Below are 23,339 nucleotides of genomic sequence, written 5' to 3'. Positions count from 1 at the left end.
GTCGTGCTCCCCACCTTCTACAAGTGGTTTGAGGAGGCGGACGATGAGAGGGAGAACAGGAACCACGAGGATGTGTAATTCGGTGGTGCTTCATTCCCCGGTTTGGAGCTCCCAAGGAGGAAAGATGAAAGAAATAAAGGCCATTATTCAGCCCTTCATGCTCTCAAAGGTCGCATGGGCGCTTCAGCAGATACCCGGTTTCCCGGGCATGACCGTAACCAAAACCCAGGGGTTCGGAAGGGGGAAAGCGAAGGGAGCGCCTCACGCTATTGTGGAAGACTTAATCACCTATGTTCCCAAAGTCAAAATAGAGCTTGTCGTCAATGATGATATTGTTGAAGAAGTAGTGCGGACAATCCTGAAGTCCGCCCACACGGGAAATAAAGGAGACGGCAAGATATTCATCAATGAAGTCCTCAATGCGGTACGAATCAGAACAGGGGAAGTGAACGAGGCTGCCGTTTAATAAACAAAATAGTTTAAATTATGCAAAGACGGTAGGGACGGGTATGGCATCAATCTGCCCGATAGCGTTGTCTGAGGGTACGTGGGAGCGACAAGTCTTCTTGCCATGGATTAACGTCATTGTGGGAACTGAGGATTCCACTGTCAACCCTGGCGAAACCCTTTGCGTAGCTCCTCGATAAAAGGTTTTGTCCATCTATCAAATCCCCTGTTCAACCTTTGTATGACGGGTGTAATCCAGAGTGATACCCGTCAAGGCCGGCAGTCTCTGGAGCGAGCCAGAAACATTTCAAAAGTATAGAAGAGGCCTCCGAACCTTGTCTGAGTGGCAATTTGGCCCTTGAAAAAGGAATCCGTAACGTAGCGACACTGGTATTTTATGGGGTCAAAACACAGAAGCATTGTAAAATTAATAATATCAAAATGTTCCAAGATAATATGTTTAATCTGTCGACGGTTTACGTAAAAAAAACTTGGTTTATGCAAAACTACATGAACCCTACATCCCCAACCAGCCTCTCCCGTAACCTCGTATACCTTTTCTGCGGTTTATTATTCCTTATCGCGATGGCGAGGGCTTTCTTCGTGCCTACTAAGATCACCAGTTTTTTCCCCCGTGTGATGCCGGTGTAGAGCAGGTTTCGCTGGAGGAGCATGAAATGCTGGGTGAGGACGGGCATTATTACTGCCGGGTATTCGCTTCCCTGGGACTTGTGGACCGACGTGGCGTAGGCGAGGACCAGCTCGTCGAGGTCGGCATATTCATAGGTCGTGATCTTGCCGTCGTAGTCTACTTTGACCTCGTGCAGCTCCGTGTCTATCCCTGCTATGGAGCCTATATCCCCATTATAGACGTCCTTATCGTAGTTGTTCCTGATCTGCATTACCTTGTCGCCTGTTCTCATGGTCTTGCCGCCCCGGATCAGCTCCGTTGCTTCCGGGTTGAGCTCTCTCTGAAGCTCGACGTTCAGGCTCGTTACCCCTGCGGAGCCCCGGTGCATGGGGGTCAGGACCTGGATATCCTTTACCGGATCGAAATGGTACTTCAGGGGGAGCTGCTCCTTGCAGAGGCGCAGGATCTTTGCGAGGGCCTCTTCGGGTTTCTCTACGGTGAGAAAATGGAAATCATGGAGGTGGTTTTCGTCGGGGGTGAATAAGGGCATCTCACCCTTATTTATCCTGTGGGCGTTCACGATGATCATGCTCCGGCTCGACTGCCTGAATATCTCGTTGAGCCGCACCGTGGGGAGCCGCCCTGATTCTATGATGTCCTTGAGCACATTGCCGGGGCCCACGGAAGGGAGCTGGTCCACGTCGCCCACGAGAATAAGGGTCGATTTTACCGGTACCGCTTTGAGGAATTGATACATGAGGACTGTATCGACCATGGACGTCTCGTCAATGATGATGAGGTCGGCCTCCAGGGGGTTCGTCTCGTTCCTCTTGAATGCGCCGGCCCCGGGACTGAATTCCAGGAGGCGGTGTATGGTCTTTGCCTCTTGTCCTGTGGCCTCGGTCATTCTCTTTGCGGCCCGGCCCGTGGGCGCGGCGAGGAGGGTCTTCTGTCCCATCTTCTGATAAATTTTCAGGATTGCGTTGATGATGGTGGTCTTGCCTGTTCCGGGGCCGCCGGTTACCACCATGACCTTACTGTTCACCGATGTCCTGACCGCTTCCTCCTGCTGGGGAGAAAGGCCTATGCTCAGCTCCTTCTGGACCCAGCCCATTGCCTGATCGAGGTTGATGAGGCGGAGCTGCTTGGGGTATTCCATGAGGGCCTTGAGCCTTGTGGCAATGCCCGTCTCCGAGACGTGGAACTGGACGAGGTAGACGGGCATTGATTCGTCGTCCGATGTTTCCTGATCCGCCGAAATTGCCGCTTTCTCGATAATGATCTTCTTTTCCGAAGCTACCTTCCCGATGAAGGCAGGCATTTTCCCTTCCTCGATTTCCAGGATCTCGGCACATTTTTTTACCAGCGGGCCATAGGGGTAATACACATTTCCCTCGTCCGCGAGCTGATGGAGGACGTGGAGAATCCCTGCCTCTGCCCTCATTGGTGAATCCTTCTCGATACCGAGTTTTTCGGCGATCCTGTCCGCGGTGAGAAAGCCGATGCCGAATATATCGGTGGCGAGGCGGTAGGGGTTCTCCATCACGGCCCTGACCGCGTCTTTTCCATAATGCTTATATATTTTGACCGCATAGGTGGGGCTTACGCCCTGTCCCTGGAGGAAGATCATCACGTCACGAATATCCTTCTGCTCGTCCCATGCGGTCTTGATCATCTCCACCCGTTTCTCGCCGATGCCGGGGACTTCCTGGAGCCTTTCTATGGTTTCCTCGATAATCACGAGGGTCTCTTCCCTGAATTCGGCCACGAGCCTCTTTGCCATGACCGGGCCGATCCCTTTTATCATGCCCGAGCCGAGATATTTTTCTATGCCTTTGATGGTGGCGGGGAGGACGGACTGGAAGGAGATCACCTTGAACTGCTCCCCATAGCGCGGATGACTCTCCCAGGTGCCGCTCACCTGGAGCACCTCGCCGGCACTGATCGAGTACATGGTCCCCACGATAGTCACAAGGCCTGCATGGCCCTGGACCTTCATCTTCGCGATGGTGTACCCGTTTTCCTCATTGGCATAAGTAATCCGCTCGATCTGCCCCTTGATGTCAAGCTGGACCTTCCCCTTTTCCATGACCTATATATTATCCTGATTTATCCGGTTAATGAAAGTAGAGTCTCTTCTTAACAAGATGGGTGGATGTGAAATTTCTCACCATCTTGATTGAAAAGGTGAGCTAAATCCTGTACACTAACTCCATGATGATAAAGCCGATAACTTACTACTCGACGAATAATAAGGAAGAGCGGGTCAACTTCAGGACCGCCCTTTTGAACGGCATGGGCTCGAATTACGGTCTTTACATGATGGCTCGCGAGGATATCCCGAAGATCGGGGCCCACAGCATCGCGGCCATGTCCTCCATGTCTTACGCGGAGATCGCCTTTGAGGTGCTTTTCCCCTTTCTCGGGTCAGAAGTGCCGGAAAAGGAGCTGAGGGGGATTCTCGACGATGCCTACTGGGTAGAAAAGATACCCACTACCGTGCAGCACGTGACGGGACGGACTTACATCATGTGGCTTACCCGGGGCCCCACCTATTCTTTTAAAGATTATGCGGCGCGGTTTTTTGGCAGGATGCTTAACTACTTTCTCGGCTCCATGGGATCGAGGAAGGTGGTGGTCGTCGCCACGAGTGGTGATACGGGCGGGGCGGTGGCCGATGCGCTCCTCGGACTTGAAAACGTCGACAACATCGTCTTTTTCCCCAGGGGGTCGATCAGCGCCGGTCAAAGAAGGCAGATGACCACCCTCGGCAGGAATATATACGCCTTTGAAGTAAACGGGGATTTCGACGTGTGCCAGGCCCTCGCAAAGCACCTGCTCAACGATAAGGCCCTTGCGAAAGAGGTCTTCGGCGATCCCGAGCGCTTCACCTCGGCAAACTCGATAAGTCTGGGCAGGCTCCTGCCGCAGGCAGTCTATCCCTTCTTCGCCTATTCCCGGGTCGCCTCTACCGGCGGACCCATGATCGCGAGCGTGCCGTCGGGAAATTTCGGCGACATGATGGGGACGGTGATCGCCCGGCAGATGGGGCTTCCCATATCGAAGATCATCTGCGGAGTCAACGAGAACACGGAATTCCCCGAATTTCTCGAATCGGGCTGCTACTGCGTGAGGCCGTCCGTAAAATCGCCGTCGTCGGCCATGATCGTTTCCCACCCCAGTAACCTCGCACGTCTCGTCGACTTCTACGGCGGCCATATGTATGACCGGATCGACGCAGAGACGGGAAAGGTAACGGAGCCGGGGGTCATCGACCGGATGCCCGACATGGAGGCAATGAGGCAGGATATCGTCTCCATAGGGGTGACAAACCCGCACCATTATGAGGCAATGAAAGAGGTATACGACCGCTATGGGATCATCCTCGATCCCCATGGGGCAGTGGGATGGAGGAGCCTCGATATCTATCTCGACGGAATCCACGAGCAGCCCGCGGTGATCTATGAAACCGCGGATCCGGCCAAATTTCCTGAAGACGTGCTTCTTGCCCTGGGTGTTTCGCCGGAGCCGCCCCTGGGGATGAAGAGACAGGCAAAGATGGAGGAGCGGATCTTTCGGATAGACGCGGCGCCGGATGAGACCGCCCAGGGTTTGAAGCCGAGCCGGGCTCAGATAGAAGAGGCGGTGCGCGAGATCAGGGGGATTTTTGGTGAGGGAAGATAGGGTGAGAGTATTATCCCCCCGTAACGGGCGAAAGAGCTTCGTAGTCCTGGCAGGACTCACGCTCCTCTCCTTGGGGATGCTCTTTGCCCTTGCCTGCGATGCCAACGATATTCCCACTATCAGCGCAGGCGAGCTTAAGGAGCTTCTTTCCTCCGATACACAGGTTCTCGTGGTTGACACGAGGACCGAGGCCGAATATGTGAGGGGCCACCTCCCGAAAGCTATCCTCATACCGGACGAGAAGGCCTCTTTTGCCGACAGGCTCCTTCCCGAGAACACGGATAAGGAGAAGACCACTATTATCTTCTACTGCCGGGGAGGAGGCTGAGCCCCGTCCGTCAGGGCCGCGGTCGCGGCGAAAAATGCAGGCTACATGAAAGTATTCGTCTTTTCCGGTGGATTCCCCGAATGGCATAGAAAAGGGTTTCCCATAGAAAATTAACCGGTCTTCCATCCGAAAGAACGATCCACATTTCGAGCATCCATCTCCCTTTCCCCCTGTAAGTAATGATACCCTTGAGGATGAGAGAAATTTCTTGACACGATTTCTCGGTTGCAGTAGAAATATAGTGTTAAGCGATGCCGGCCTCTGTTCGACAATGTCGAACAATGGATAAGGAGAGGGACGGTAATCGGGGTGTGTTTTAAGCGTCTCACCCAAGAACGGATAAGGTCATGGAGAGAGAAAGGGGGATTCAATCGGTACATAGGGCCCTGAGCCTGCTGCGCCTCTTTACCCATAATTCACCCCGCCTCGGTATCACCGAGATAAGTAACGCCCTCGGCCTCTCCAAGCCCACGGTCCATGGACTCGCTCGCACGCTTCAGAAACAGGGATTCCTTCAGCAGGACCCCCATACCAGGAAATACGGACTGGGAATGGGGATTTACGAGCTGGGGATCGTCCTTGCGGGAAGCCTCGAAATAAATAATAAAGGCGCGGGCCCTGCCTATCAGCTCGCCAAACATACGGGCCTCGTCTCCCGGATTGCCATGTGGGACGCAGGCTCCGCCCTTCTGACGGTAAATATCGAACCCCGCTCTCACCTCTTTTTTGTCCATCAGATCGGACCCCGCCTCCCTGCCTATTGCTCGGGGTTGGGAAAGGCCATGCTGGCCTTTCTCGACCCCCTGGAGCTTGAGGGCTACCTGGAACAGGCGGTGCTTGAGGCGTATACGGCACACACCATCATTGAAAAAGAGCGTCTCCTCGAGGAGCTCGACGAGACGAGGCGCAGGGGCTATTCCCTCGATAGGGAAGAGAATACCATCGACCTGGCCTGTATAGGGGCACCTGTATTCGGTCCCGGGGCACGGCTCGAAGGGGCCATAAGTCTCTCCGGCGACCCCAAGGAGATTTACCGGAATGTGGAAGCCCTGGCCAGGCAATTGGTCCTCGCATCCCGTGATATCGGGCGCGCAATGGGCTATTTCCCGGAATCGGCGGGATTGAGGCCGGGCGCGTTTCGCTCTCCCCCATCCCACACCAACCCTGACGAGAACAATAACATCAGTATAGATGGAGATACCTTATGAACGAAAACGGTGCAACAAAGCAGTTGCGGCAGCAGGTCATCGACACGGGGCTCTGCTCCCATTGCGGGGCTTGCGTGAACCTTTGTCCTTACTACCTTTCCCATAACGACCGGGTCGTGGTGCTCGACGAGTGCGACAAGACGGAGGCCGGATGTCTCGACATCTGTCCTAAAATGCCCGTCGACACGGACGCCTTGAAAGGCCTTCTTTTCGACGAAAAGGATATGACCCCCGAAGCAGGGGCCATAAAGGCCTTCTACGTCTGCAGGGCCGCCGATGAGAAGACGCGCGCCAATTCCCAGCACGGCGGGACGGTCACGGCGCTCATGGGCCTTGCCCTGAAAGAAGGCATGATCAAGGCCGCGGTACTTTCCGGAAAGGAGAACCCCATGCTCCCCCAGGGCGTGGAGGTGAGGTCAGCGGAAAAGGCGGGCTCCTCGGGAAAGAGCCGCTTCGTGGTGACGCCCGCGGTCGCAAAATTCAACGAGCTGGTAAAAGGAAAGACGGACTCCCTCGGCATCGTGGCCACACCGTGTCAGACCCTGGCGCTGGCCAAAATGAAAGTCAGCAAAAACCCGCGGATAAAAGAGAACAGCAAAAAACTCGACCTCGTGATCGGACTTTTCTGCGGCTGGGCATTTTCCTCGGCGCCGTTTAAAGAGATGCTCTCAAATCATGTGGACATGGATTCCATCACCGGCATGGACATCCCCCCGAGCCAGTACCATACCCTCGATATTTACACCACGAAAGGCACGAAGAGCATCTCTCTCGATGAGGTGGTCAAATGCGTCCGTCCTTCCTGCCAAACCTGTACTGATATGACCGCCGAGTTCAGCGACATCTCGGTGGGATCGGCGCGGCTGCCCGAAGGCTGGGACGAGGCGAAATCGTGGAACCAGGTGATCGTCAGGTCCGAGGCGGGCATGAAGCTCCTGGATCTTGCGCGCAGTAAAGGCATTCTCGAATTCAGGGACGTGCCGGACGGAAATCTGGAGAGGCTGAAAAAGGCCTCGCTCAACAAGAAGAAGGCAGGGGCGGAAAACCTGAAAGCCCCATCGGCGACTTCTTCTATTTCAGGCGGGGAGGCATAATCATGGGAATCGAGATAAATAAACCGGGGAGCATGGAGCTCCTCATGGGAAACGAAGCCATCGCCAGGGGCGCGTTGGAAGCCGGCGTGGGCGTGGCAACCGCCTACCCGGGGACGCCGTCGTCGGAGATCATCACCAATCTGGGAAAAGTGGCAAAGAAGATGGGCCTCTACGTCGAATGGTCGATCAACGAGAAGGTCGCCGTGGAAGTCGCGGCAGCCGCGGCCCTTTCAGGGGTGAGGTCGATCTCGGCCATGAAACAGAATGGTCTCAACGTGGCCCTCGACTTTCTTGCCAACCTCGTGCTCTCGGGCATCAATAAGGGCATGGTGCTCATGGTGGGCGATGATCCGGGAGCACAATCAAGCTCCAATGAACAGGACTCCCGGGACCTCGCCAAGGCCATCGACATACCCATTCTCGAGCCTGCCACCTTTCAGGAATGTAAAGATATGACGAAATGGGCCTTCGAGCTCTCGGAAGTGATCTCCAATGTGGTTATGCTGAGAAGCGTCACGAGGGTCTCCCATGCGAGGGGCAACGTGATCCTGGGCGAGCTGCCCGCGGAAAAGAACCGGGCCCACTTCGATACGTCGAAGAAATACAGGGGCATCGGCGGAGTGGCGGCCGGTCTTCACCAGGCGGTCCACGAAAAGAGCAAGAAGGTGGCGGAGATTTTCGAATCCTCCCCCTTCAATTTCTATTCGGGACCCGAGAAGCCCGGCCTCCTCATCTTTACCTGCGGGAGCGGATGGCTCTATACGATGGAAGCCATACGGACCCTCGGCATCGAAGGATCGGTGGGTGTGGCCAAGCTGGGGACCACATGGCCCCTGCCGCACAAATTCATCAAAACAAATCTCGCAAGGTCCGAAAGGGTATTGGTGATCGAAGAGGTCGATTCCTTTCTGGAGACGAACCTCAAAGAATTCGTCGTCGATCATATGCCGGGATACCACAAATTCTACGGCAAGACATCGGGCCATACCAGGCCCTACGGGGAACTGAATGTGGATATGGTGATGGGGGCCATCGCGAGCCTTCTCTCCATGGAGTACGTGGCCTTGAGCCCCGAATACGAAAAGAAGAGCCGGGAAGTGGCGGCCGCCTGGGTGCCGCCGAGGACTTCCCAGCTTTGCCCCGGCTGTCCCCACCGCGCCACTTATTGGGCGATGAAAGACGCCTTGAAGAAGGACGGCAGGGATGGAGTAGTGGCCGGAGATATAGGGTGCTACGCCATGGGTGTCTTCCCCACCGGGTTCAGCCAGATAAACACGATTCATGCCATGGGATCGGGGATGGGCGTTGCCTCGGGTCTCGGCAAACTCGACATTTTCGGTTTCAAGCAGCCCGTACTTGCCATGACCGGGGACTCCACCTTCTTCCACGCCGTGGTTCCGCCCCTTCTCAATGCGATTCACAGCGAGGCGGACGTGGTGCTCGTGGTGATGGATAATTCAGGCACCGCAATGACGGGATTCCAACCCCATCCGGGTACGGACAAGGGGGCTTCGGGCGAGGCGAGGCCGAAGGTCAGCGTGGAGAAACTCTGCGAGAGTCTCGGGGTGCCGGTGACCAAAGTCGATCCTTACGACATGGCGGCCACGAAGAAGGCCTTCTATGACGTGCTGCAGGATAAGGGGAAGACAAGGGTAATTATAAGCCGCAGGGAATGCGCCCTCATCAGGGCAAACATGCAGCTCGGCCCTATCGCGAAGATGCACATAGAATCGGAGAAATGCTTCGGCGACGACTGCGGCTGCAACAGGTACTGCACCAGGGTCTTCAAGTGTCCGGGCCTCATGTGGGACAAAGAGGCGCATAAGGCGAGAATAGACGAGGCGGTCTGCACGGGATGCGGCGTGTGCGTGGGCGTCTGTCCTCAATCAGCAATAGTGGCGGAGGCGATAAAATGAATCTCGATAAAGAGCCGATAAATTTAATCATCACCGGAGTAGGCGGGCAGGGCAACATCTTGATCTCCAAGCTCCTGGGACAGGCGTTTATGGAAGAGGGCTATACCATCACCATCGGGGAGACCTATGGGGCGACCCAGCGCGGCGGATCGGTCGCAAGCCACGTGAGGATCTCGAAAGAGAAGGTGCCTTACAGCCCGGTGACACCAAAGGGCAGGGCGGACATCATCCTGGGCCTGGAGCCGAGCGAGACGATGCGCATGGTCACCTCCTTCGGATATGAAGGTACCATGGTGGTTACCAATACGCGGCCCATCCATCCCCTGGAGGTGGCCATAGGCGAGGTGGAGTATCCCTCGCAGGAAAGGATCGAGGCATGCATGAAAGAGCTCGTCGACCGCGCATGGTACGTCAATGCCTCCGATATTGCCCTCGGGCTGGGAAATGCCCTTCTCACGAATATTGTCATGACCGGGGCCCTCATGGGAACCAGCCTTCTGCCCCTCGGAAGGGAGAAGATCGAGCGCCAGTTGAAGCTTACCTTTAAAGGCGGGAAACAGGCGGTAAACCTTGAGGCCTTCGAGCTCGGTTATACCGCAGTAACGTAAAGGAGGGGAGGGTGGAGACAAAGAGCGGACCAGGAAAGGGAGGAGTAAGCATCAAAGTACCCCAGCTCCTCTGGTATGATTATAAAGAGGCGGAGCTTACCTTTCCTTCGACCTGGAACGTCTCCCTCTGCTCGATGAAGGGCGGGGAGAGGAAGGCCCTTACCGAAAAAGAGATAGAAAACGCCTTCGCCTCTCCCATCGGCACGCCGTCCATCGAAGAGCTGGCGAAAGGGAAGGGGCAGGTGGTCATCCTCTTCGATGATATGGCGCGGCCCACCCCGATTTCCCGGATCATTCACCATGTCCTCGCTGCCCTCGAACGGGCGGGCATCCCCGACGGCCGGGTCCGGTTCGTTGCCGCCCTGGGGGCCCACGGGGCACATACCGCGGGCGACTTCAGGAAAAAGCTCGGGGAAGAGGTCCTGGAGCGGTTCCCCGTTTACAATCACAATGCCTTCGCCTCATGCGCTTATTTGGGTAAGACGACCGGGGGCACGCCCGTTTCCGTGAACCGGGAAGTCATGTCCTGCGATCTCAAGATCGGGATAGGATGCATCACTCCCCATGTGTTTGCGGGTTTCGGAGGGGGAGGTAAAATCATTCTCCCCGGCGTCGCCCACATTGATTCCATTGCGCATAATCACGGCCCCGTGCTTCAGGCCCATCCCGAATGCCTTGGACTGGGCAGGATGGCCGGAAATATGGTACGGGCCGACATGGAGGATGCCGCCAGGATGGCGGGACTCGACATGAAAATAGATGCGGTTTTGAACCAGAAAGGTGAGATTGCCGGGCTCTTTGTGGGAGATTTTGTGGAGGAGCACCGGGCAGGGGTCGAGCTCGCAAAAGAGGTCTATGCCACTGTCCAGGCAAAGGATATGGATATCGTCGTGGTCAATGCCTTTGCCAAATCGAACGAGTGCGCAATCGCTCCCTTTATCGCCATGCCCTCGATAAAGAAAGAGGGCGGCGATCTCGTGATCATCGCCAATGAACCGTCCGGGCAGGTGGTCCATTACCTTTTCGGAGAGTTCGGGAAAAGCAACGACGGGGCCCTCCTGCCACCCCAGCCGGCTCCGCCGAACATCAAGAGGTGCATCATCCTCTCCCCCATAAAAGATATTGTGGGCGCTTCCATGTTCAAAGGGCTCCCGCCTTTTATCTGGGTCAAGGAATGGGAAGAGGTCCGGAATCTATTGGTCACTGAATGGGGCGAAAAGGCCGATGTGGCCGTTTACCCCGACGCAACGGTGCAGTACTTCCCACAGGCCTGAATACCGGGGAAGGAAGGACCTCTTAATATCCCTGATTCGCTGATTCTACCATTCCCGGCACTTGGTATCGTATCCGCGAGGGATCATGATTCGGGAAAGATAAGGGAATAGCTACGCGTTTCGCGCCGGCCCCCGGCCGACCGAAACCCCGCTGCCCTTTGGGCTGGAAGCCGGGCGGGCCGCCCGTGAGGCGCATATCTTTGGCACTTTCGTGCGATTTTACCCTATTACGGCAGTTCCGCGATAAGTGTCTGTGCCTGCTGTATATATGTCACCGCCTGCTCGGAATAACCCGCAACCTCTCCCGCAGCGGCGGAATCGAGCTGCTTGATCTGCTCTCTAATCCCCCGGAGCATTAGGGCCCGCTCTTTCAGCCCTGCCGCGGCACTCAACAAAATATCGTGATCCGTCATCTGCAGCGCTTCGTTCAAGTGGACGAGGAAGATGTCGAGGGATTTCCGTTCCGTCACGAACTGTCTCGCCGCATCATCTACATAGGTCGCATCGCCCGCGAGGCGAAGGTAGTCTCCGGCAGACCGTATTGCCTCTGCGGCTTCGGAAAGAATCTTTTTAAAGTCCTGATCTTTGGCAATATTTTTCTCTTCGGACATGTGGTTCTCCTCCTTTATTATGGCGCTCCGTACGGTTTCTCGTGCTTTCCTATATAGTGTGAGTACTATTTCAGGTCTTTTCAAGGATGGAACCGCAAAAAAATGTCACACTTTTGATTACACCCGAAGCAGGCAGCCTATTGACAAACGCCCTGTCATGTCGCAAATCTGAATAGACCGACACATAAATTCAGGAAGAGGAGAAAAGAAGATGGCCACATTCAAAGTTATATTCAAAAACAGGCTCAACATGGAAGGACAGCCCTTCGACCTTCCCGCGGACAAGCTCAATGCGAATGGTGCGATGATCGAATTCTACGGATATGGATCGAGAGAGATCCGGACAGGCGAAAATTTCGCCCGCGACACCTGGGACTATCAAGTCCGGGATAAGGATGTCGATCGCTTTATAGAGGGTCTCAAGAGTACGCCGACCGTGCTGGAATACAAGCAAGTGCAGGACACGCCGGAAGAATAGACGCGCCGGAAGAATAGACGCGCCGGAAGAATAAGAGAGACTGAATGGGCACCGGGGCGGGATGGGCGGACCATGAGACGTTCTCCCGTTTCCCGGCCGTGAGTTTGTGACCTATCTTACACTCTGCCTCAAAGAAGGGATATTTCACCCTAATGCGCCGGATTTGCACAAAAGACTTGACTCCACCTTTTTTTCGTATACAAAATGTTATGCCCCTACGCGCGGGCGTCACCACATCAAATCAGGGATAGAGGGAGGTACTCATGCGAATTGCGATCTTCGGCACAGGGGGCTGCGGCGGGTACTTCGGCGCACAACTGGCGCGCTCGGGTGAGGATGTGGTCTTTATCGCGAGGGGGGCGCACCTGTGCGCGATCCAGAGTCAGGGCCTGCGGGTCGAAACTCCAAAAGGAGATATTCACGTCCACGCCGTATTGGCAACCGATGACCCCGCCCGGGTGGGGATAGCCGACGTGGTGATCCTTGGCGTCAAGACGTGGCAGGTTACCGAGGCGGCGCGGGCGATGGCGCCCATGATAGGGCCCGACACGTATGTGGTACCGCTGCAAAACGGCGTGGAAGCGGCTTCCCAACTCGCGGACGTATTGGGCGCGGACCACGTGCTGAACGGCCTGTGCGGGACTATGAGCCAAATTATTGCTCCGGGCCATATCCGAAGCATGGGGGAAGCCCATTTCATTAAATTCGCCGAAATGGACAAGGGATCGAGCCCACGGGCGGAAAAATTGCGACAGGCCTTCGAGAAAGCCGGAGTGAAGGTCGAAATTCCTCCTGACATAGAGGTATCCCTGTGGGAGAAATTCCTCTTCGTCGTCTCCTTCGGCGGGGTAGGCAGTGTGACAAGGGCGCCGATCGGGGTGCTCCGCACCCTCCCCGGGACAAGGCGGCTCCTCGCTCAGTGCCTTCACGAGATCGTTGCAGTGGCTCAGGCACGGCAGGTCGCCCTCTCTGCGGAAAACGTTGAAAAAGCGATGGCCTTTCTAGACTCCCTGGCGCCCGGCGGGACCACCTCGATGCAAAGGGATATTGCCGAAGGCAAGCCCTCGGAGCTGGACGCATGGAATGGCGCGGTAGTCCGGCTCGGCCGGGAAGCGGGCATACCTACGCCGCTCCACGAGTTTCTCTACGATAGCCTCCTGCCGCTCGAGCTCAGGGCCAGGGGCACGCTCGATTTTGCGTAGCCACAGGGCCCACTGATGAGACGTGAATTCACTGCCAATGCGGGTGCCTTCATCGCGGCCCTCCTTTTCGGGGCCTCCGTCGTCGCCGTCCGCGTCGCCGTCCGTGATATCCCGCCCCTGACGCTCGCAATCCTGCGATTCGGTCAGGGCGGCTTCCTCCTGCTCCTCTTCCTGCTTTTATGGTCCAGGGACCTTCTCCGTATCAGGGCGAAGGATATCCCCTACCTTCTCCTTCTCGGCGTCATCTTCTTCACCATCTTCCCCGTGACCTTCAACATGAGCCTTCGCCTCACCGAGGCATCGAGAGGGGCGCTGATGCTCGCCACCATGCCTTTATGGAGCGTCCTTATTGCCCGGGCAACAAAGAAAGAACGTCTTAGCCCCCGCCAGACATGCGGAGTCCTGCTCACCTTCGCCGGCGTGGGGATCGTGCTCGCCGAGCGGGGATTGACCTTTGGCGGCAAGAGCCTCTCCCTTGCCGGAGATGCCCTTATGCTGATAACCGCGCTATGCGGCGCAGTCTACGGGGTGCTCGCAAAGCGCATGCTCATCCGATACAAGGCATTGACCGTGACCGCCTACACCATGATCTTCGGCACCCTGTTACTCGTGCCGGTGGTCTTTATAGAAGACCCCGCTTCCGCCGTGGCACGGCTGAATACCAATATCGTGCTGGTCGTGCTGTTTCTGGGAATATTCGGCGGGGCTATCGGCTATCTGCTCTGGACCTTCGCACTCACCCGCCTCTCGCCGACCCAGGTTGCGGTCTATGTAAACCTCAACCCCATGATCGCGACCTTATTGGGCGCCGCCCTTTTGGCCGAAAAACTGACAGGCATTTTTATCGCCGGATTTGTCGCGGTTCTGGCGGGGGTGCTCTTAGTCAATCTGCCGGCGAGGGCCCGACCTGTCTCGAATCGCTGAATCACCGATCGGATAGAATAGGCACGACCTCATGTTCGTCTTTCTCCAAGAGACATAAGACCACGAATTTTGCGGGATCACCGCCCTTATTACCAAATTTGGCTATTTCCGCTCCTGTCGTACTGTGACAGACTTCGGTTTATTCAATGGAGGTATCGAATTCCACCCGATCCAGCCTATAAAACCGTCAATCGAGCACCGGATTTAACAGAACGGGTAATGAGTACCTTTTAGCGGCCCAGTAATAACTTTCACGAATTCACAACCAGGGAACGGTCTTAGGCCTTCTTCGCGGTTCGACGGGCGGATTTTTTTCTCATGTTTCCTTTATGATCCTTGTATCTCACGGTTTCAAGACTATATTTGAATAAGAGGCCGGACAAGGAAAAAGGAGAAGAGGATGATAAATTTGGAATTGAATGAGGGAGAGGCGAAGGTATTGTTGAGCGTGCTCGAGAACTACCATCTCCATCTGGACGTTGAGATCAGCCACACCGATAGAAGAGAGTTTCGGGAAGCCCTTGCGAAGAGAGAGAAATCCCTCGAAGCCGTAATCGAACGGCTTGGCCCGCTCGCAAAATAAGGAGAACCCGAGGGCATGCGGTCCAGCCTGCCTGAGGGGGTCGGCAGATGTTATGCCACCGTTAATGTAGCCACGTCAGGATGTCCACCGCAGGTATACGTATATACAAGTGTTGTTAAATAAATAATGAGGTGAATCGAAATGAAGAAAGTATCGATCTTTGTCCTGGCATTAGTAATGAGTCTCGCATTTGTCGCTACCGTGTTCGCTCAGGCGGGAACACCCGAGAAGAAGGAAACAACTACTACTACCACGACCACGCCCGAGAAGAAGGAAACCATCACCAAAGTCAAAAAGAGCAAGGCAATGATGTTCCAGGGCGAAGTCACCACCATGGATACGGCAGCGAAGACGATGACCGTAAAGGGCAAGAAGGGCGACATGACTTTCGACGTATCAGACGCCACGATGAAGGGTGAAGTTAAGGCCGGCGACAAGGTCACCGTGAAGTATATGGAGAAAGACGGCAAAATGATGGCCTCCGCGGTCAAAATGGGTAAGAAGATGAAGACCACCACAACGAGCACGAAAGAGAAAACGGAAGAAACCACCGCTCCCGCGAAATAAAGGTAAATCTTCGGCGGGGAAAGGGGTTCTGGCTGTTCCCCTTTCCCCGCGTCGTACCGTAGCGTGCCCGATGTACGGGACCCGCTTGGGTCCTAATTTGCGCATTCAGTTGGGGACAAATTGTTTTTTATCCCCCGTCAACAGGGAGAGTAAAATATGAGAAAGAAAATGTCGTTTAATCTGGTGCTCGCCGTATTCGTTATCCTGACAGCGACCCTGTCAACCGGCTTCGCGCAACCGTACGGCGACAAGCGCGACCACGGTCACCGTTCGCCGAGTTGTCATCGAGCCTGTGAGCGTGAGTATCGTCACTGCGAAAATAGTTGCAGCGACAGGCAAGGCCACCATCGCAAGAAATGTCTCCACGAGTGCGAAAAACAGGAACGACGTTGCGAGAAATACTGTGAAAAGCAGGGACATCATCGTTAGAAACTCTTCCGAAGCAGACCGCAATGAAAGGGGGATGCTGCGGGGAAATAGATTCCTCAGGGAATGGACGGTCATCGATACACAGAACAATAGACCCGGCGGCTCTCGGTGTTTTTCTTATCTCCCCGCGCTTGAATAGGCAAGGATAAAGACCTCTGCCCTTCGATATTGACTTATCCTCCTCCTGCCTTATCTTTCTCTATAAGAAAATTTAGGCAACCCGGTAAAAGGAGCGGGAGGATATACCGTCCACGAACGGCAACGTGACGTTGATTCAGGGCAGCGTGCAGGTGGAGGAATGGCGGACGGGGATAAATGGTATAATAGGAGGAGATGAAAACAGGTAGATTCTTCCTGCTGTTCCTTTTCTTGGTTTCAATCTTAGCCCTCGGTGCAGGATGCGCGACCCTGCCGGACGTCTCCGAAATGATCGATGATGCGCCGTCTGGCAGGATAACGGCGCAAATCGCTTCCGCCAAAGGACTATTGTCTCCCAAGCAGAGCAAGGCCCTCCTGGAACGGTTGCAGTGGTCCGTCGATGCGACGGATATGGTGCAACGTTATAGCGCGGTGATAGAATCCGTGAGTGAGAGCCGGTTAACGAAGGGGAACAGAGTTACCCTCCTTGTGAACGGTCCGGCCACCTATGCCGCCATGTTCAAAGCAGTAGAAAACGCACGTGACCATGTCAATCTCGAAACCTACATTATGGAAGATATTGAAGACGACACAGGTCGAAAATTCGCCGATCTGTTATTGCAGAAACAAGCGGAAGGGGTCCAGGTAAATCTCATCTATGATAGTGTAGGCAGTTACATTACCCCCGGTCAATTCTTTCAGCGCCTGCGCGACGGGGGGATTCGGGTTGTCGAATTTAACCCCGTGAACCCTCTGAAACACCGCGGAAAATGGCGTCTCGCCGTATCGGACCATCGTAAAATCCTGATTGTCGACGGCAAAGTCGTCATTACCGGGGGGGTCAACATCAGCCAGGTCTATTCAAGCGGTTCTTCTGCGGGAGGAGAGGAAAAAGAAGGCGCGATGCCATGGCGCGATACGGACGTCCAAATCGAAGGTCCTGCCGTGGCTGAGTTCCAAAAGCTGTTTCTCGACACGTGGGAGAAACAGAAGGATGCGCCTCTCTCCCCACGGAACTACTTCCCCGATCCGGAAGAAAAGGGAAATGCCCTTGTCGGGGTATTGGGCAGTACTTCAGGGGAGGCCAACAGGATCACGTTCATCATGTATGTGGCTGCTATCACCTTCGCAGAGAACTCACTTCATATGACGAATGCCTATTTTGTCCCCGACCACCAGACGGCGGAGGCCCTGGCCGATGCGGCAAAGCGCGGCGTTGAAGTAAAGATAATTCTTGCCGGAACTACTGATTCATCTTTGGCCCAATATGCAGGAGAATCGTACTATTACGATCTCCTGAAATCGGGGGTAAAGTTATACAAGCGTCGCAATGCGTTGCTTCATGCGAAAACCCTGGTAATCGACGGGATCTGGTCTACAGTGGGCTCAACCAATATGGACTTCTGGAGCTTTTCAACCAATGACGAAGTGAATGCGGTTATTCTGAGCCGCGAGTTCGCGGGAGAAATGGAAAAGATGTTTGTTCAGGATCTTGCGGAGTCGGACCAGATTCGATTGGAGGAATGGAAAGAAAGACCTTTCTTCCTCAAGATCCGGGAGTGGTTCTCCCGTCTGTTTGTCCGCTTGTTGTAGGGATTCATCGAAAATAAGGGCCGAACCTGCCCTGTTGAGCGCCCTATGCTCAGAGTTCGCAAAAGCACGATATATTTGCAGGAGTTATATATTGGTTCCTTTACCACGGCTCTCCTCGAATGGCATGCACCTTGGTAATTCAAACACTATATTACTAATACCAAAACGAGCCCGATCTTTCATGCCCGTTAAAGGAGGAGATATGGACAGAAGAAGCTTCTTGAAAGGTGCGGTCCTTGGAACCGCGATGGCCGGTGCTGCCGTGGAGGCATTGGCTGCGGACAGGTTTTTCCCCGTGAAGGTGGATCAAAGTCTCTTCGGGGCGATCAACAAGGTCAAGGACACGTCGAACAAAACCCCTCTCGAGAAAACTCACGCTCCCGTGGTAACCGCTCCCCTAACGGTCAAGGCAGGCGAGCCCTTTATGGTCGAAGTGAGCGTGGGGGAGATCGCCCATCCTATGGGACAAGCCCACTGGATCGAGTTTATCTCCCTTGAAATAGGCAATGAGCCTGCAGGCAGGACTGATTTTCAATCCCGTGGATACTTGAGCCCCAAGGTAGCCTTCATGGTAACCCTGGTAAAAGAAGCGGCCCCCGCGGGCAAAGTGACGCTCATCGCTCACCAGCGCTGCAATCTGCACGGGTACTGGGAGGGGAGTACCGATATTACGGTAACCTGACGAGAACGGTCCGGCCGCCGGGAAAACCACGAACATTCACACCCCTGAGCCTTATGCCGGTGTTTCGTTTTCGTCGATCAGTCTTTGGACGAGAGCGGAGTCGAGATAGGCCCGGACCTCCTTGATTATCCCCCCGTCAAACTTTACTATCCAGCAATAGCGGTTATTGAAAGGCTTGCCGTTCTTGGCGGTCGATAGAGCCTCCAGCTCGACCGCGGCAAGGTCGCCATCGACCATGATGTTCCTTATGGCCAGCACCATACCTTCCTTCAAGAGCTTCTCAAGCCTCCTGAACGTATGGTCGAGGAAGTTTTCCTTGCCGAAATAGTCGCCCGCCAGGGAATGGCTCCCCATAACGGTCCACTGCACGTCGTCCGACACCTTCTCGAAAAACTTTGCCTTGTCGTGCCTCAGATGGTCGAACAATGAGGCCACGTATGCCCTGTCTGTCACGATGGGATCCTCCCTTCGATACATGTACTTTCCTAAATCTGACCATACTAAAGCCCTATCGTCAAGACTCCGATATGGAGGGGCCCGTAGAATAGCTCCGGGACTGAAGTCCTTAAAGCGACTATGCCCCTATTTCCCGACGCCCGTGAGGGGGATCGTCAACGGTGACGCGGGATCATTCGAGGGCAGCGTGATCGTTGCGACCCGGGTATGTATTAAAGTGGGCGCAAAGGAAACCTGAAAGGTGCAGCTCTTTCCCGGGGCGAGGGTCTGTCCGGAGCAGCGGTCTTTTCCCGCCACGAGGCTGAACTGGTCCGGCGCCGCCTGCGCGATGGACGCGGCCCCGATTACGAGGTCGGCCATGCCTTTCGCGGTCGTGTTTCTCACAGTAAAAGTGGCAATGGCCCTTCTCCCTATTTTCACGTTCCCGAGACTCTTATAAGTCGGGAAGACGGCCATGGTTGGTGCATTGGTGAATGTTGCGGTTATTGCCATGTCGCCGGTCATGGTGATATTGCACACTGATGTTCCCGGGCAGGCCGACCACCCGGCAAAGACCGCCCCTGATCCGGGAGTCGGGGTCGGCGTGAGAGTGACCCTGGTGCCCGGAAGATAGACCGCCGAACACGGCGCGGCGACCGAGCACGTGGCAGCCTGGTAAGGACCCATTGCCACGGTGCCGGAGCCCGTCACGTTGACCGTGATGGTATAAGGGGCGGCCAGGGGCTTCACGAGCTCCGCATTGTACACGTGGGAGCTCGTATCGGTGAGCCCCACGGCCCCGGCCGAGATCCTCGCGGCGGCAATTGCGTAGCCACGGGAGGTTGCGGCAGGGGACGTGGTATCCTGGACCGCGGGGTCCAGGTTGGTCACTTTAATGGAGACCGTATTATTCGAATTGCGAATGATTTCAAAGGTGCGGAACCCCTGGGGGAAGTCCCTCGTCGACGGGGTCTCCACTTCCCAGAAGCCGAATTCCGGGCCCTTGCCTGCGGGCGCGGGCTGGGGGGTGACCGTATTGATGTGACGATGGCCCGCCATCCATAAAATCAGGTTCGAATAATTATGGAGCGTTGCCAAAAGCGACGCATCGGTAACGACTGAATAGGGAGGGACCGGGTCGTTGTTCTCGATCGGCGCGGGGACGGGACATGGGACGCCTATCGCGGTCGAGCCGTCATTACAGGTCGAGAGGAACATGGGGACGACCGTGTTGTTCGGAAGATTGGGCGCCTGCGGGTTTGGCGGGACTGGGGCATCGGGAACATCTAACTGGGGCCCCACCGGGACATGAGCGGCGACGATCATGAGCTTGCCTTCGGCCTGACCCCTGTCGAGCTCGTTGACGAGCCAATCATAGCGCACCTGGTCCAGGCAGCCGTGCGAATAGGAGCCGGCCGTGGCGGAATAAGGGTTTTTCTTGCACGTGTCGTCGAGCACTATCACCTTCACCGGCACGCTCGCCTTGGGCTCGAAGGTGTAGGAGGCAAAATCGCGGTCGAGGTTCTCCTGGGTAAACCCATGACCCTTCGGCGTCGAGGTGGTGCGGAAGAACTCTTTCATCCAGTTGAGGGTCGATGACGTCTCGGTAGTAAGGAGCCGGCGGTTGGGATCGGCGGCCACGATCGGTGACGTCATGCTCCCGGCCAATCCGGCGCCCGTCACAGTCCCGTACGGTGTAGACCCGTCAACCACGCCCATGTAGATGCCGCGGGCATCGAGAGACGGGACCCCCCCGGCGGCGAGGCCCATGTCGAGCACCGTGTTTCCCACCGCGGTCTTTCGGAGGTAATCGTTGGCATAGAAGCCGCCGCCCCAATACTGGTCGTGATTGCCCACGGCCTGATACCAGGAGATCGACCTGTGGAGCCCTGCTGCCTGATATGGCCTCTGGTAATCGATGACGCCCGCCCCTTTGTGAGCTCCCGAGCTCGGCACGATCCTTTTTCCGTCCAGGACATCGATGTGCCAACGGAGTGCGTTGTACTGGTTGTTGTCTGCCGGGTCTCCCAAGCCTATACCGAAATCGAAGGGCGTCCGGTCGTGGAGGATATTGATTGTCTGGACCGCGGCGTCGAGGACGTGGGTGGTAGACAAAATGACAGGCGAGTAGAGCGGGGTATTGGTATTTCCAAAGGTGCCGAGCAGCCCGAGGTAGAGCATCTGGGCCGGCGATTCTTTATCCGTGATATGGGTGTCGCTTATGGAGAAGAAGTTCAAAAGCGTCTCGGCCGGGGTAGGTGTGGCCGGTACGGTGCCGTCAGGCAAAAGGAGACCGTAATCGACAGGGGCCCCGAATTCCCAGGAGCTGTACCCCGCTGCCGCGTATTGATCGACCTGTCCTATGGTCAGCTCGGGAGCGCCGGGTATCGAGACGGGACGAACCGTTCGCTGACGTGTGGTCTGCACGTCCGGCGAGATCGGATAGGTGGGCTCTGCGGTGGACCCCTGAAGCGGCAGGGTCGTCACAAAGAGGAAGAGCAGGAACAGGAGTGTCACCGCTTCCCGGACGATGTTGCCTTTTCGAAGGACCGGACTTTTTTCTTGACCGGCCGGATTTCCGTGTGCCAGGGTGCCTGCCCCCTTTACCTTTCCAAATTCGCGTGACATTGATGATCCTCCATATGCTAATTTTGTGCGGCAGCTGGAAGAGCAGATATGTCCTGCTTCCGAATTCAGGCGCACCTGTTCTTCTTATCGAGTATTATGGGAGAGCACTTAAATGCTCGGCCTTCAGCCCTGGCAGGACGCTTCGCAGGGTATGGAAGGACGCCTCACCTGCGGTTTTTGGTTGATATTTCATAACACATGGACCAGAATAAACTCTGACTCTTTAAATCCAGGCTGAATAAGGAAAGGATGGCAAAAATATGCTGAATTCAGATATAACGGCCCCTCGAAACGGGATTATCACCGTCTTCTTCGCCACACTCGTATTGATTCTTATTTCAGCCCATCCAACGCTTGCCGGAATGGTATGCAGCGATGTCGACTCTAATAATCCTAAGTATCATGAAAAAATGGACGAGCTCGCAGCACAGGCGAAATTACCCGATGATTATTGGAACAAATACCACGAATCGGTTATCAGTGATTTGTGCAGGGGCGACATCAAAGGCATCGATAGGCTGATCGACTCCGGATACGTGGACGCCCGGGAAGCCCAAAGGATCGCGGAAGTGCTCGGCAAAAGATATACGGCAAAGCCACGAACGGAGGAGGGGAAAAGATACGAATATCTGAACAAGAGATTTTCGAAAATGGGAGCATGCAGCGCCTGTGCGGACAATATCGCGCAGTACCACATGAAAAAACCCGATTCCCCCTGCGGAACATTAGCCAAAAAGGCACTGGCAGGAGATCCCGAAGCAATAAAGAAACTGGTGGAATTTCCCGATTACTGCAAATGGCGCTACTGAGGCTCAATCCGATCTACGACTTGCATCGAACGCCTTGAGCCGCTCCGGTATCGCTGCGGTATCTTTATGCGTTGTGACGGGTATCTGATCCTTTCTCGCCGTCATATCTCCGGCGGTCCTATTATAAAGCCTGTATCTGCGCTATATAGGTTTTGACGTTAAACTTCGATTTGCACCCGTTATAGCTCATGTATCGGATTTTTCCAAAGACACTTCTCTCCTTCCATGCCCTGTCGTGGACGCCCCCTATGCTCCACCCGATGCCCACGTATCCATTAGGGTCTCTGCCGTCAAGCAGGTACCTGTCGTTGAGGTAGATGGCGGCGTCAATTGCCTCCTCGGGCGACTCCGTCCATTCGAGTATCTTCTTGGCCCAGTACATCCTCAAGTAGCCGTGCATCTTGCCGCGCTTTACCATTTCCATCTGGCAGGCGTTCCACAGATCATCGTGGGTTTCGCAACTTTCCAGCTCTCCTCTGGTGTACAGGTATGGCCGGCGGTCTTTTCTATGTTCGTTCAGCGTTCTCTGCGCCCATTGCGGAAATCCGTCAAAACAGTCATAGCGGGGATTGTAGTAACAGAAGTTGTCCGAAAGCTCTCTGCGGACGATAAGCTCTTCAAGAAAGGAGGCCGGAGCCGTTCCGGGGAGACTTATCCGTGAAACTTCCATGGCTACCCGCTGTGCAGAGAGCTGCCCGAAATGGAGGTAGGGAGAGAGGTTCGACTGCGCCTGTTTTGTCGGATCATTCCTTTCCCTTTCGTACCGCTCGAGGGTTGTGTGGATAAAATCTTCGAGCGCCACCCGGGCGCTCTCTTCGCCGGGCCTTATCCAGTCAACCTCTTCCACGGCGCCATCGACTTTCAGTGACCGGGCGAGCCCCTCCCACTGAATGGGAGGGACGTCCTTTGTCCATGGAAAAGGATGTTTTTGCGCCGGCGGAAAATCGTCCAGAAATAGAGGCAGTACTTTCCTGAATTTACTCCGGATCGTGCGCGCCCCATATTCCTGCTTCGATGAAATGGCAGTGCATGGAACGATGTTGTGGGCGTCCACCTCGAAGAAAGGGATT

The 23,339-nt window shown here is 55.3% G+C and carries 21 protein-coding genes; 16 read left to right on the top strand and 5 right to left on the bottom strand.

The annotated features are described in order from the left end of the window. The first annotated feature begins 124 nt into the window (after positions 1 to 124). Complete coding sequence (locus VGJ94_01330) at positions 125 to 466, top strand: P-II family nitrogen regulator (GenBank protein HEY3275234.1); 342 nt, start codon at positions 125 to 127, stop codon at positions 464 to 466. 487 nt (positions 467 to 953) lie between these two features. On the opposite strand, the gene VGJ94_01325 is transcribed toward VGJ94_01330, so the two are convergent. After that, on the bottom strand, positions 954 to 3,167 hold the full coding sequence (locus tag VGJ94_01325; GenBank protein HEY3275233.1) for an ATP-dependent RecD-like DNA helicase: 2,214 nt from the start codon (positions 3,165 to 3,167) through the stop codon (positions 954 to 956). A 125-nt stretch (positions 3,168 to 3,292) separates the two neighbouring features. On the opposite strand from VGJ94_01325, the gene thrC reads away from it, so the two are divergent. From thrC to VGJ94_01290, 7 genes are all read left to right on the top strand, one after another. Continuing rightward, complete coding sequence (gene thrC / locus VGJ94_01320) at positions 3,293 to 4,762, top strand: threonine synthase (GenBank protein HEY3275232.1); 1,470 nt, start codon at positions 3,293 to 3,295, stop codon at positions 4,760 to 4,762. A gap of 1 nt (position 4,763) precedes the next feature. Then, a complete protein-coding gene (locus VGJ94_01315) occupies positions 4,764 to 5,090 on the top strand; it encodes a rhodanese-like domain-containing protein (GenBank protein HEY3275231.1) in 327 nt (108 codons plus the stop codon). Positions 5,091 to 5,437: 347 nt separating this feature from the next. Continuing rightward, positions 5,438 to 6,298 carry an IclR family transcriptional regulator gene (locus VGJ94_01310; GenBank protein ID HEY3275230.1) on the top strand — a complete coding sequence of 287 codons (861 nt, stop codon included), beginning with the start codon at positions 5,438 to 5,440 and terminating at the stop codon, positions 6,296 to 6,298. Next, complete coding sequence (locus VGJ94_01305) at positions 6,295 to 7,392, top strand: Coenzyme F420 hydrogenase/dehydrogenase, beta subunit C-terminal domain (GenBank protein ID HEY3275229.1); 1,098 nt, start codon at positions 6,295 to 6,297, stop codon at positions 7,390 to 7,392. Before VGJ94_01310 ends, VGJ94_01305 begins: the two co-directional genes overlap by 4 nt. A gap of 2 nt (positions 7,393 to 7,394) precedes the next feature. Continuing rightward, a complete protein-coding gene (locus tag VGJ94_01300) occupies positions 7,395 to 9,308 on the top strand; it encodes a thiamine pyrophosphate-dependent enzyme (GenBank protein ID HEY3275228.1) in 1,914 nt (637 codons plus the stop codon). Continuing rightward, positions 9,305 to 9,916: an indolepyruvate oxidoreductase subunit beta gene (locus tag VGJ94_01295; protein ID HEY3275227.1), complete on the top strand. Its 612-nt coding sequence runs from the start codon at positions 9,305 to 9,307 to the stop codon at positions 9,914 to 9,916. Before VGJ94_01300 ends, VGJ94_01295 begins: the two co-directional genes overlap by 4 nt. A gap of 11 nt (positions 9,917 to 9,927) precedes the next feature. Beyond that, positions 9,928 to 11,190 (top strand): lactate racemase domain-containing protein, encoded by a 1,263-nt coding sequence (locus tag VGJ94_01290; protein ID HEY3275226.1) that lies wholly within the window; start codon positions 9,928 to 9,930, stop codon positions 11,188 to 11,190. 227 nt (positions 11,191 to 11,417) lie between these two features. Here the strand turns inward: VGJ94_01290 and VGJ94_01285 are convergent, their stop codons facing one another. Continuing rightward, positions 11,418 to 11,801: a hypothetical protein gene (locus VGJ94_01285; protein ID HEY3275225.1), complete on the bottom strand. Its 384-nt coding sequence runs from the start codon at positions 11,799 to 11,801 to the stop codon at positions 11,418 to 11,420. 211 nt (positions 11,802 to 12,012) lie between these two features. On the opposite strand from VGJ94_01285, the gene VGJ94_01280 reads away from it, so the two are divergent. The 7 genes from VGJ94_01280 (at position 12,013) to VGJ94_01250 (ending at position 18,397) form a co-directional block, all read left to right on the top strand. Then, on the top strand, positions 12,013 to 12,279 hold the full coding sequence (locus VGJ94_01280; protein HEY3275224.1) for a hypothetical protein: 267 nt from the start codon (positions 12,013 to 12,015) through the stop codon (positions 12,277 to 12,279). Positions 12,280 to 12,542: 263 nt separating this feature from the next. Continuing rightward, positions 12,543 to 13,481 carry a 2-dehydropantoate 2-reductase gene (locus VGJ94_01275; protein HEY3275223.1) on the top strand — a complete coding sequence of 313 codons (939 nt, stop codon included), beginning with the start codon at positions 12,543 to 12,545 and terminating at the stop codon, positions 13,479 to 13,481. A gap of 15 nt (positions 13,482 to 13,496) precedes the next feature. After that, positions 13,497 to 14,405: a DMT family transporter gene (locus VGJ94_01270; protein HEY3275222.1), complete on the top strand. Its 909-nt coding sequence runs from the start codon at positions 13,497 to 13,499 to the stop codon at positions 14,403 to 14,405. A gap of 400 nt (positions 14,406 to 14,805) precedes the next feature. After that, positions 14,806 to 14,988: a hypothetical protein gene (locus VGJ94_01265; protein ID HEY3275221.1), complete on the top strand. Its 183-nt coding sequence runs from the start codon at positions 14,806 to 14,808 to the stop codon at positions 14,986 to 14,988. Between the two features lie 141 nt (positions 14,989 to 15,129). Then, positions 15,130 to 15,555: a hypothetical protein gene (locus VGJ94_01260; protein HEY3275220.1), complete on the top strand. Its 426-nt coding sequence runs from the start codon at positions 15,130 to 15,132 to the stop codon at positions 15,553 to 15,555. Between the two features lie 762 nt (positions 15,556 to 16,317). Beyond that, positions 16,318 to 17,715, top strand: coding sequence for a phospholipase D-like domain-containing protein (locus VGJ94_01255; GenBank protein ID HEY3275219.1), 1,398 nt, complete (start codon positions 16,318 to 16,320; stop codon positions 17,713 to 17,715). Positions 17,716 to 17,917: 202 nt separating this feature from the next. Further along, complete coding sequence (locus tag VGJ94_01250; protein ID HEY3275218.1) at positions 17,918 to 18,397, top strand: class II SORL domain-containing protein; 480 nt, start codon at positions 17,918 to 17,920, stop codon at positions 18,395 to 18,397. A gap of 51 nt (positions 18,398 to 18,448) precedes the next feature. On the opposite strand, the gene VGJ94_01245 is transcribed toward VGJ94_01250, so the two are convergent. Together VGJ94_01245 and VGJ94_01240 are read right to left on the bottom strand one after the other, a co-directional pair. After that, positions 18,449 to 18,874 carry a nuclear transport factor 2 family protein gene (locus VGJ94_01245; protein HEY3275217.1) on the bottom strand — a complete coding sequence of 142 codons (426 nt, stop codon included), beginning with the start codon at positions 18,872 to 18,874 and terminating at the stop codon, positions 18,449 to 18,451. A gap of 105 nt (positions 18,875 to 18,979) precedes the next feature. Then, positions 18,980 to 21,460 carry a TIGR03768 family metallophosphoesterase gene (locus VGJ94_01240; protein HEY3275216.1) on the bottom strand — a complete coding sequence of 827 codons (2,481 nt, stop codon included), beginning with the start codon at positions 21,458 to 21,460 and terminating at the stop codon, positions 18,980 to 18,982. A gap of 260 nt (positions 21,461 to 21,720) precedes the next feature. Between VGJ94_01240 and VGJ94_01235 the strand changes: the two genes are divergently transcribed. After that, on the top strand, positions 21,721 to 22,269 hold the full coding sequence (locus VGJ94_01235; GenBank protein HEY3275215.1) for a hypothetical protein: 549 nt from the start codon (positions 21,721 to 21,723) through the stop codon (positions 22,267 to 22,269). 121 nt (positions 22,270 to 22,390) lie between these two features. On the opposite strand, the gene VGJ94_01230 is transcribed toward VGJ94_01235, so the two are convergent. Then, positions 22,391 to 23,339 (bottom strand): hypothetical protein (locus VGJ94_01230; protein ID HEY3275214.1); only part of this gene is annotated, 949 nt, incomplete at its 5' end.

This window comes from Syntrophorhabdaceae bacterium, from assembly GCA_036504895.1.
Taxonomy (GTDB): domain Bacteria; phylum Desulfobacterota; class Syntrophorhabdia; order Syntrophorhabdales; family Syntrophorhabdaceae; genus PNOM01.
This window is presented reverse-complemented; position numbering and strand designations above follow the sequence as displayed.

Excerpts from the sequence above, each read along its gene's own strand:
- VGJ94_01260 (HEY3275220.1), top strand. The coding sequence starts at position 15,130 with ATGAAGAAAGTATCGATCTTTGTCCTGGCATTAGTAATGAGTCTCGCA.
- VGJ94_01250 (HEY3275218.1), top strand. The coding sequence starts at position 17,918 with ATGGACAGAAGAAGCTTCTTGAAAGGTGCGGTCCTTGGAACCGCGATG.
- VGJ94_01270 (HEY3275222.1), top strand. The coding sequence starts at position 13,497 with ATGAGACGTGAATTCACTGCCAATGCGGGTGCCTTCATCGCGGCCCTC.
- VGJ94_01255 (HEY3275219.1), top strand. The coding sequence starts at position 16,318 with ATGAAAACAGGTAGATTCTTCCTGCTGTTCCTTTTCTTGGTTTCAATC.
- VGJ94_01325 (HEY3275233.1), bottom strand. The coding sequence starts at position 3,167 with ATGGAAAAGGGGAAGGTCCAGCTTGACATCAAGGGGCAGATCGAGCGG.
- VGJ94_01295 (HEY3275227.1), top strand. The coding sequence starts at position 9,305 with ATGAATCTCGATAAAGAGCCGATAAATTTAATCATCACCGGAGTAGGC.
- VGJ94_01300 (HEY3275228.1), top strand. The coding sequence starts at position 7,395 with ATGGGAATCGAGATAAATAAACCGGGGAGCATGGAGCTCCTCATGGGA.
- VGJ94_01330 (HEY3275234.1), top strand. The coding sequence starts at position 125 with ATGAAAGAAATAAAGGCCATTATTCAGCCCTTCATGCTCTCAAAGGTC.
- thrC (HEY3275232.1), top strand. The coding sequence starts at position 3,293 with ATGATGATAAAGCCGATAACTTACTACTCGACGAATAATAAGGAAGAG.
- VGJ94_01235 (HEY3275215.1), top strand. The coding sequence starts at position 21,721 with ATGCTGAATTCAGATATAACGGCCCCTCGAAACGGGATTATCACCGTC.
- VGJ94_01245 (HEY3275217.1), bottom strand. The coding sequence starts at position 18,874 with ATGTATCGAAGGGAGGATCCCATCGTGACAGACAGGGCATACGTGGCC.
- VGJ94_01265 (HEY3275221.1), top strand. The coding sequence starts at position 14,806 with ATGATAAATTTGGAATTGAATGAGGGAGAGGCGAAGGTATTGTTGAGC.
- VGJ94_01305 (HEY3275229.1), top strand. The coding sequence starts at position 6,295 with ATGAACGAAAACGGTGCAACAAAGCAGTTGCGGCAGCAGGTCATCGAC.
- VGJ94_01285 (HEY3275225.1), bottom strand. The coding sequence starts at position 11,801 with ATGTCCGAAGAGAAAAATATTGCCAAAGATCAGGACTTTAAAAAGATT.
- VGJ94_01275 (HEY3275223.1), top strand. The coding sequence starts at position 12,543 with ATGCGAATTGCGATCTTCGGCACAGGGGGCTGCGGCGGGTACTTCGGC.
- VGJ94_01240 (HEY3275216.1), bottom strand. The coding sequence starts at position 21,460 with ATGTCACGCGAATTTGGAAAGGTAAAGGGGGCAGGCACCCTGGCACAC.
- VGJ94_01310 (HEY3275230.1), top strand. The coding sequence starts at position 5,438 with ATGGAGAGAGAAAGGGGGATTCAATCGGTACATAGGGCCCTGAGCCTG.
- VGJ94_01280 (HEY3275224.1), top strand. The coding sequence starts at position 12,013 with ATGGCCACATTCAAAGTTATATTCAAAAACAGGCTCAACATGGAAGGA.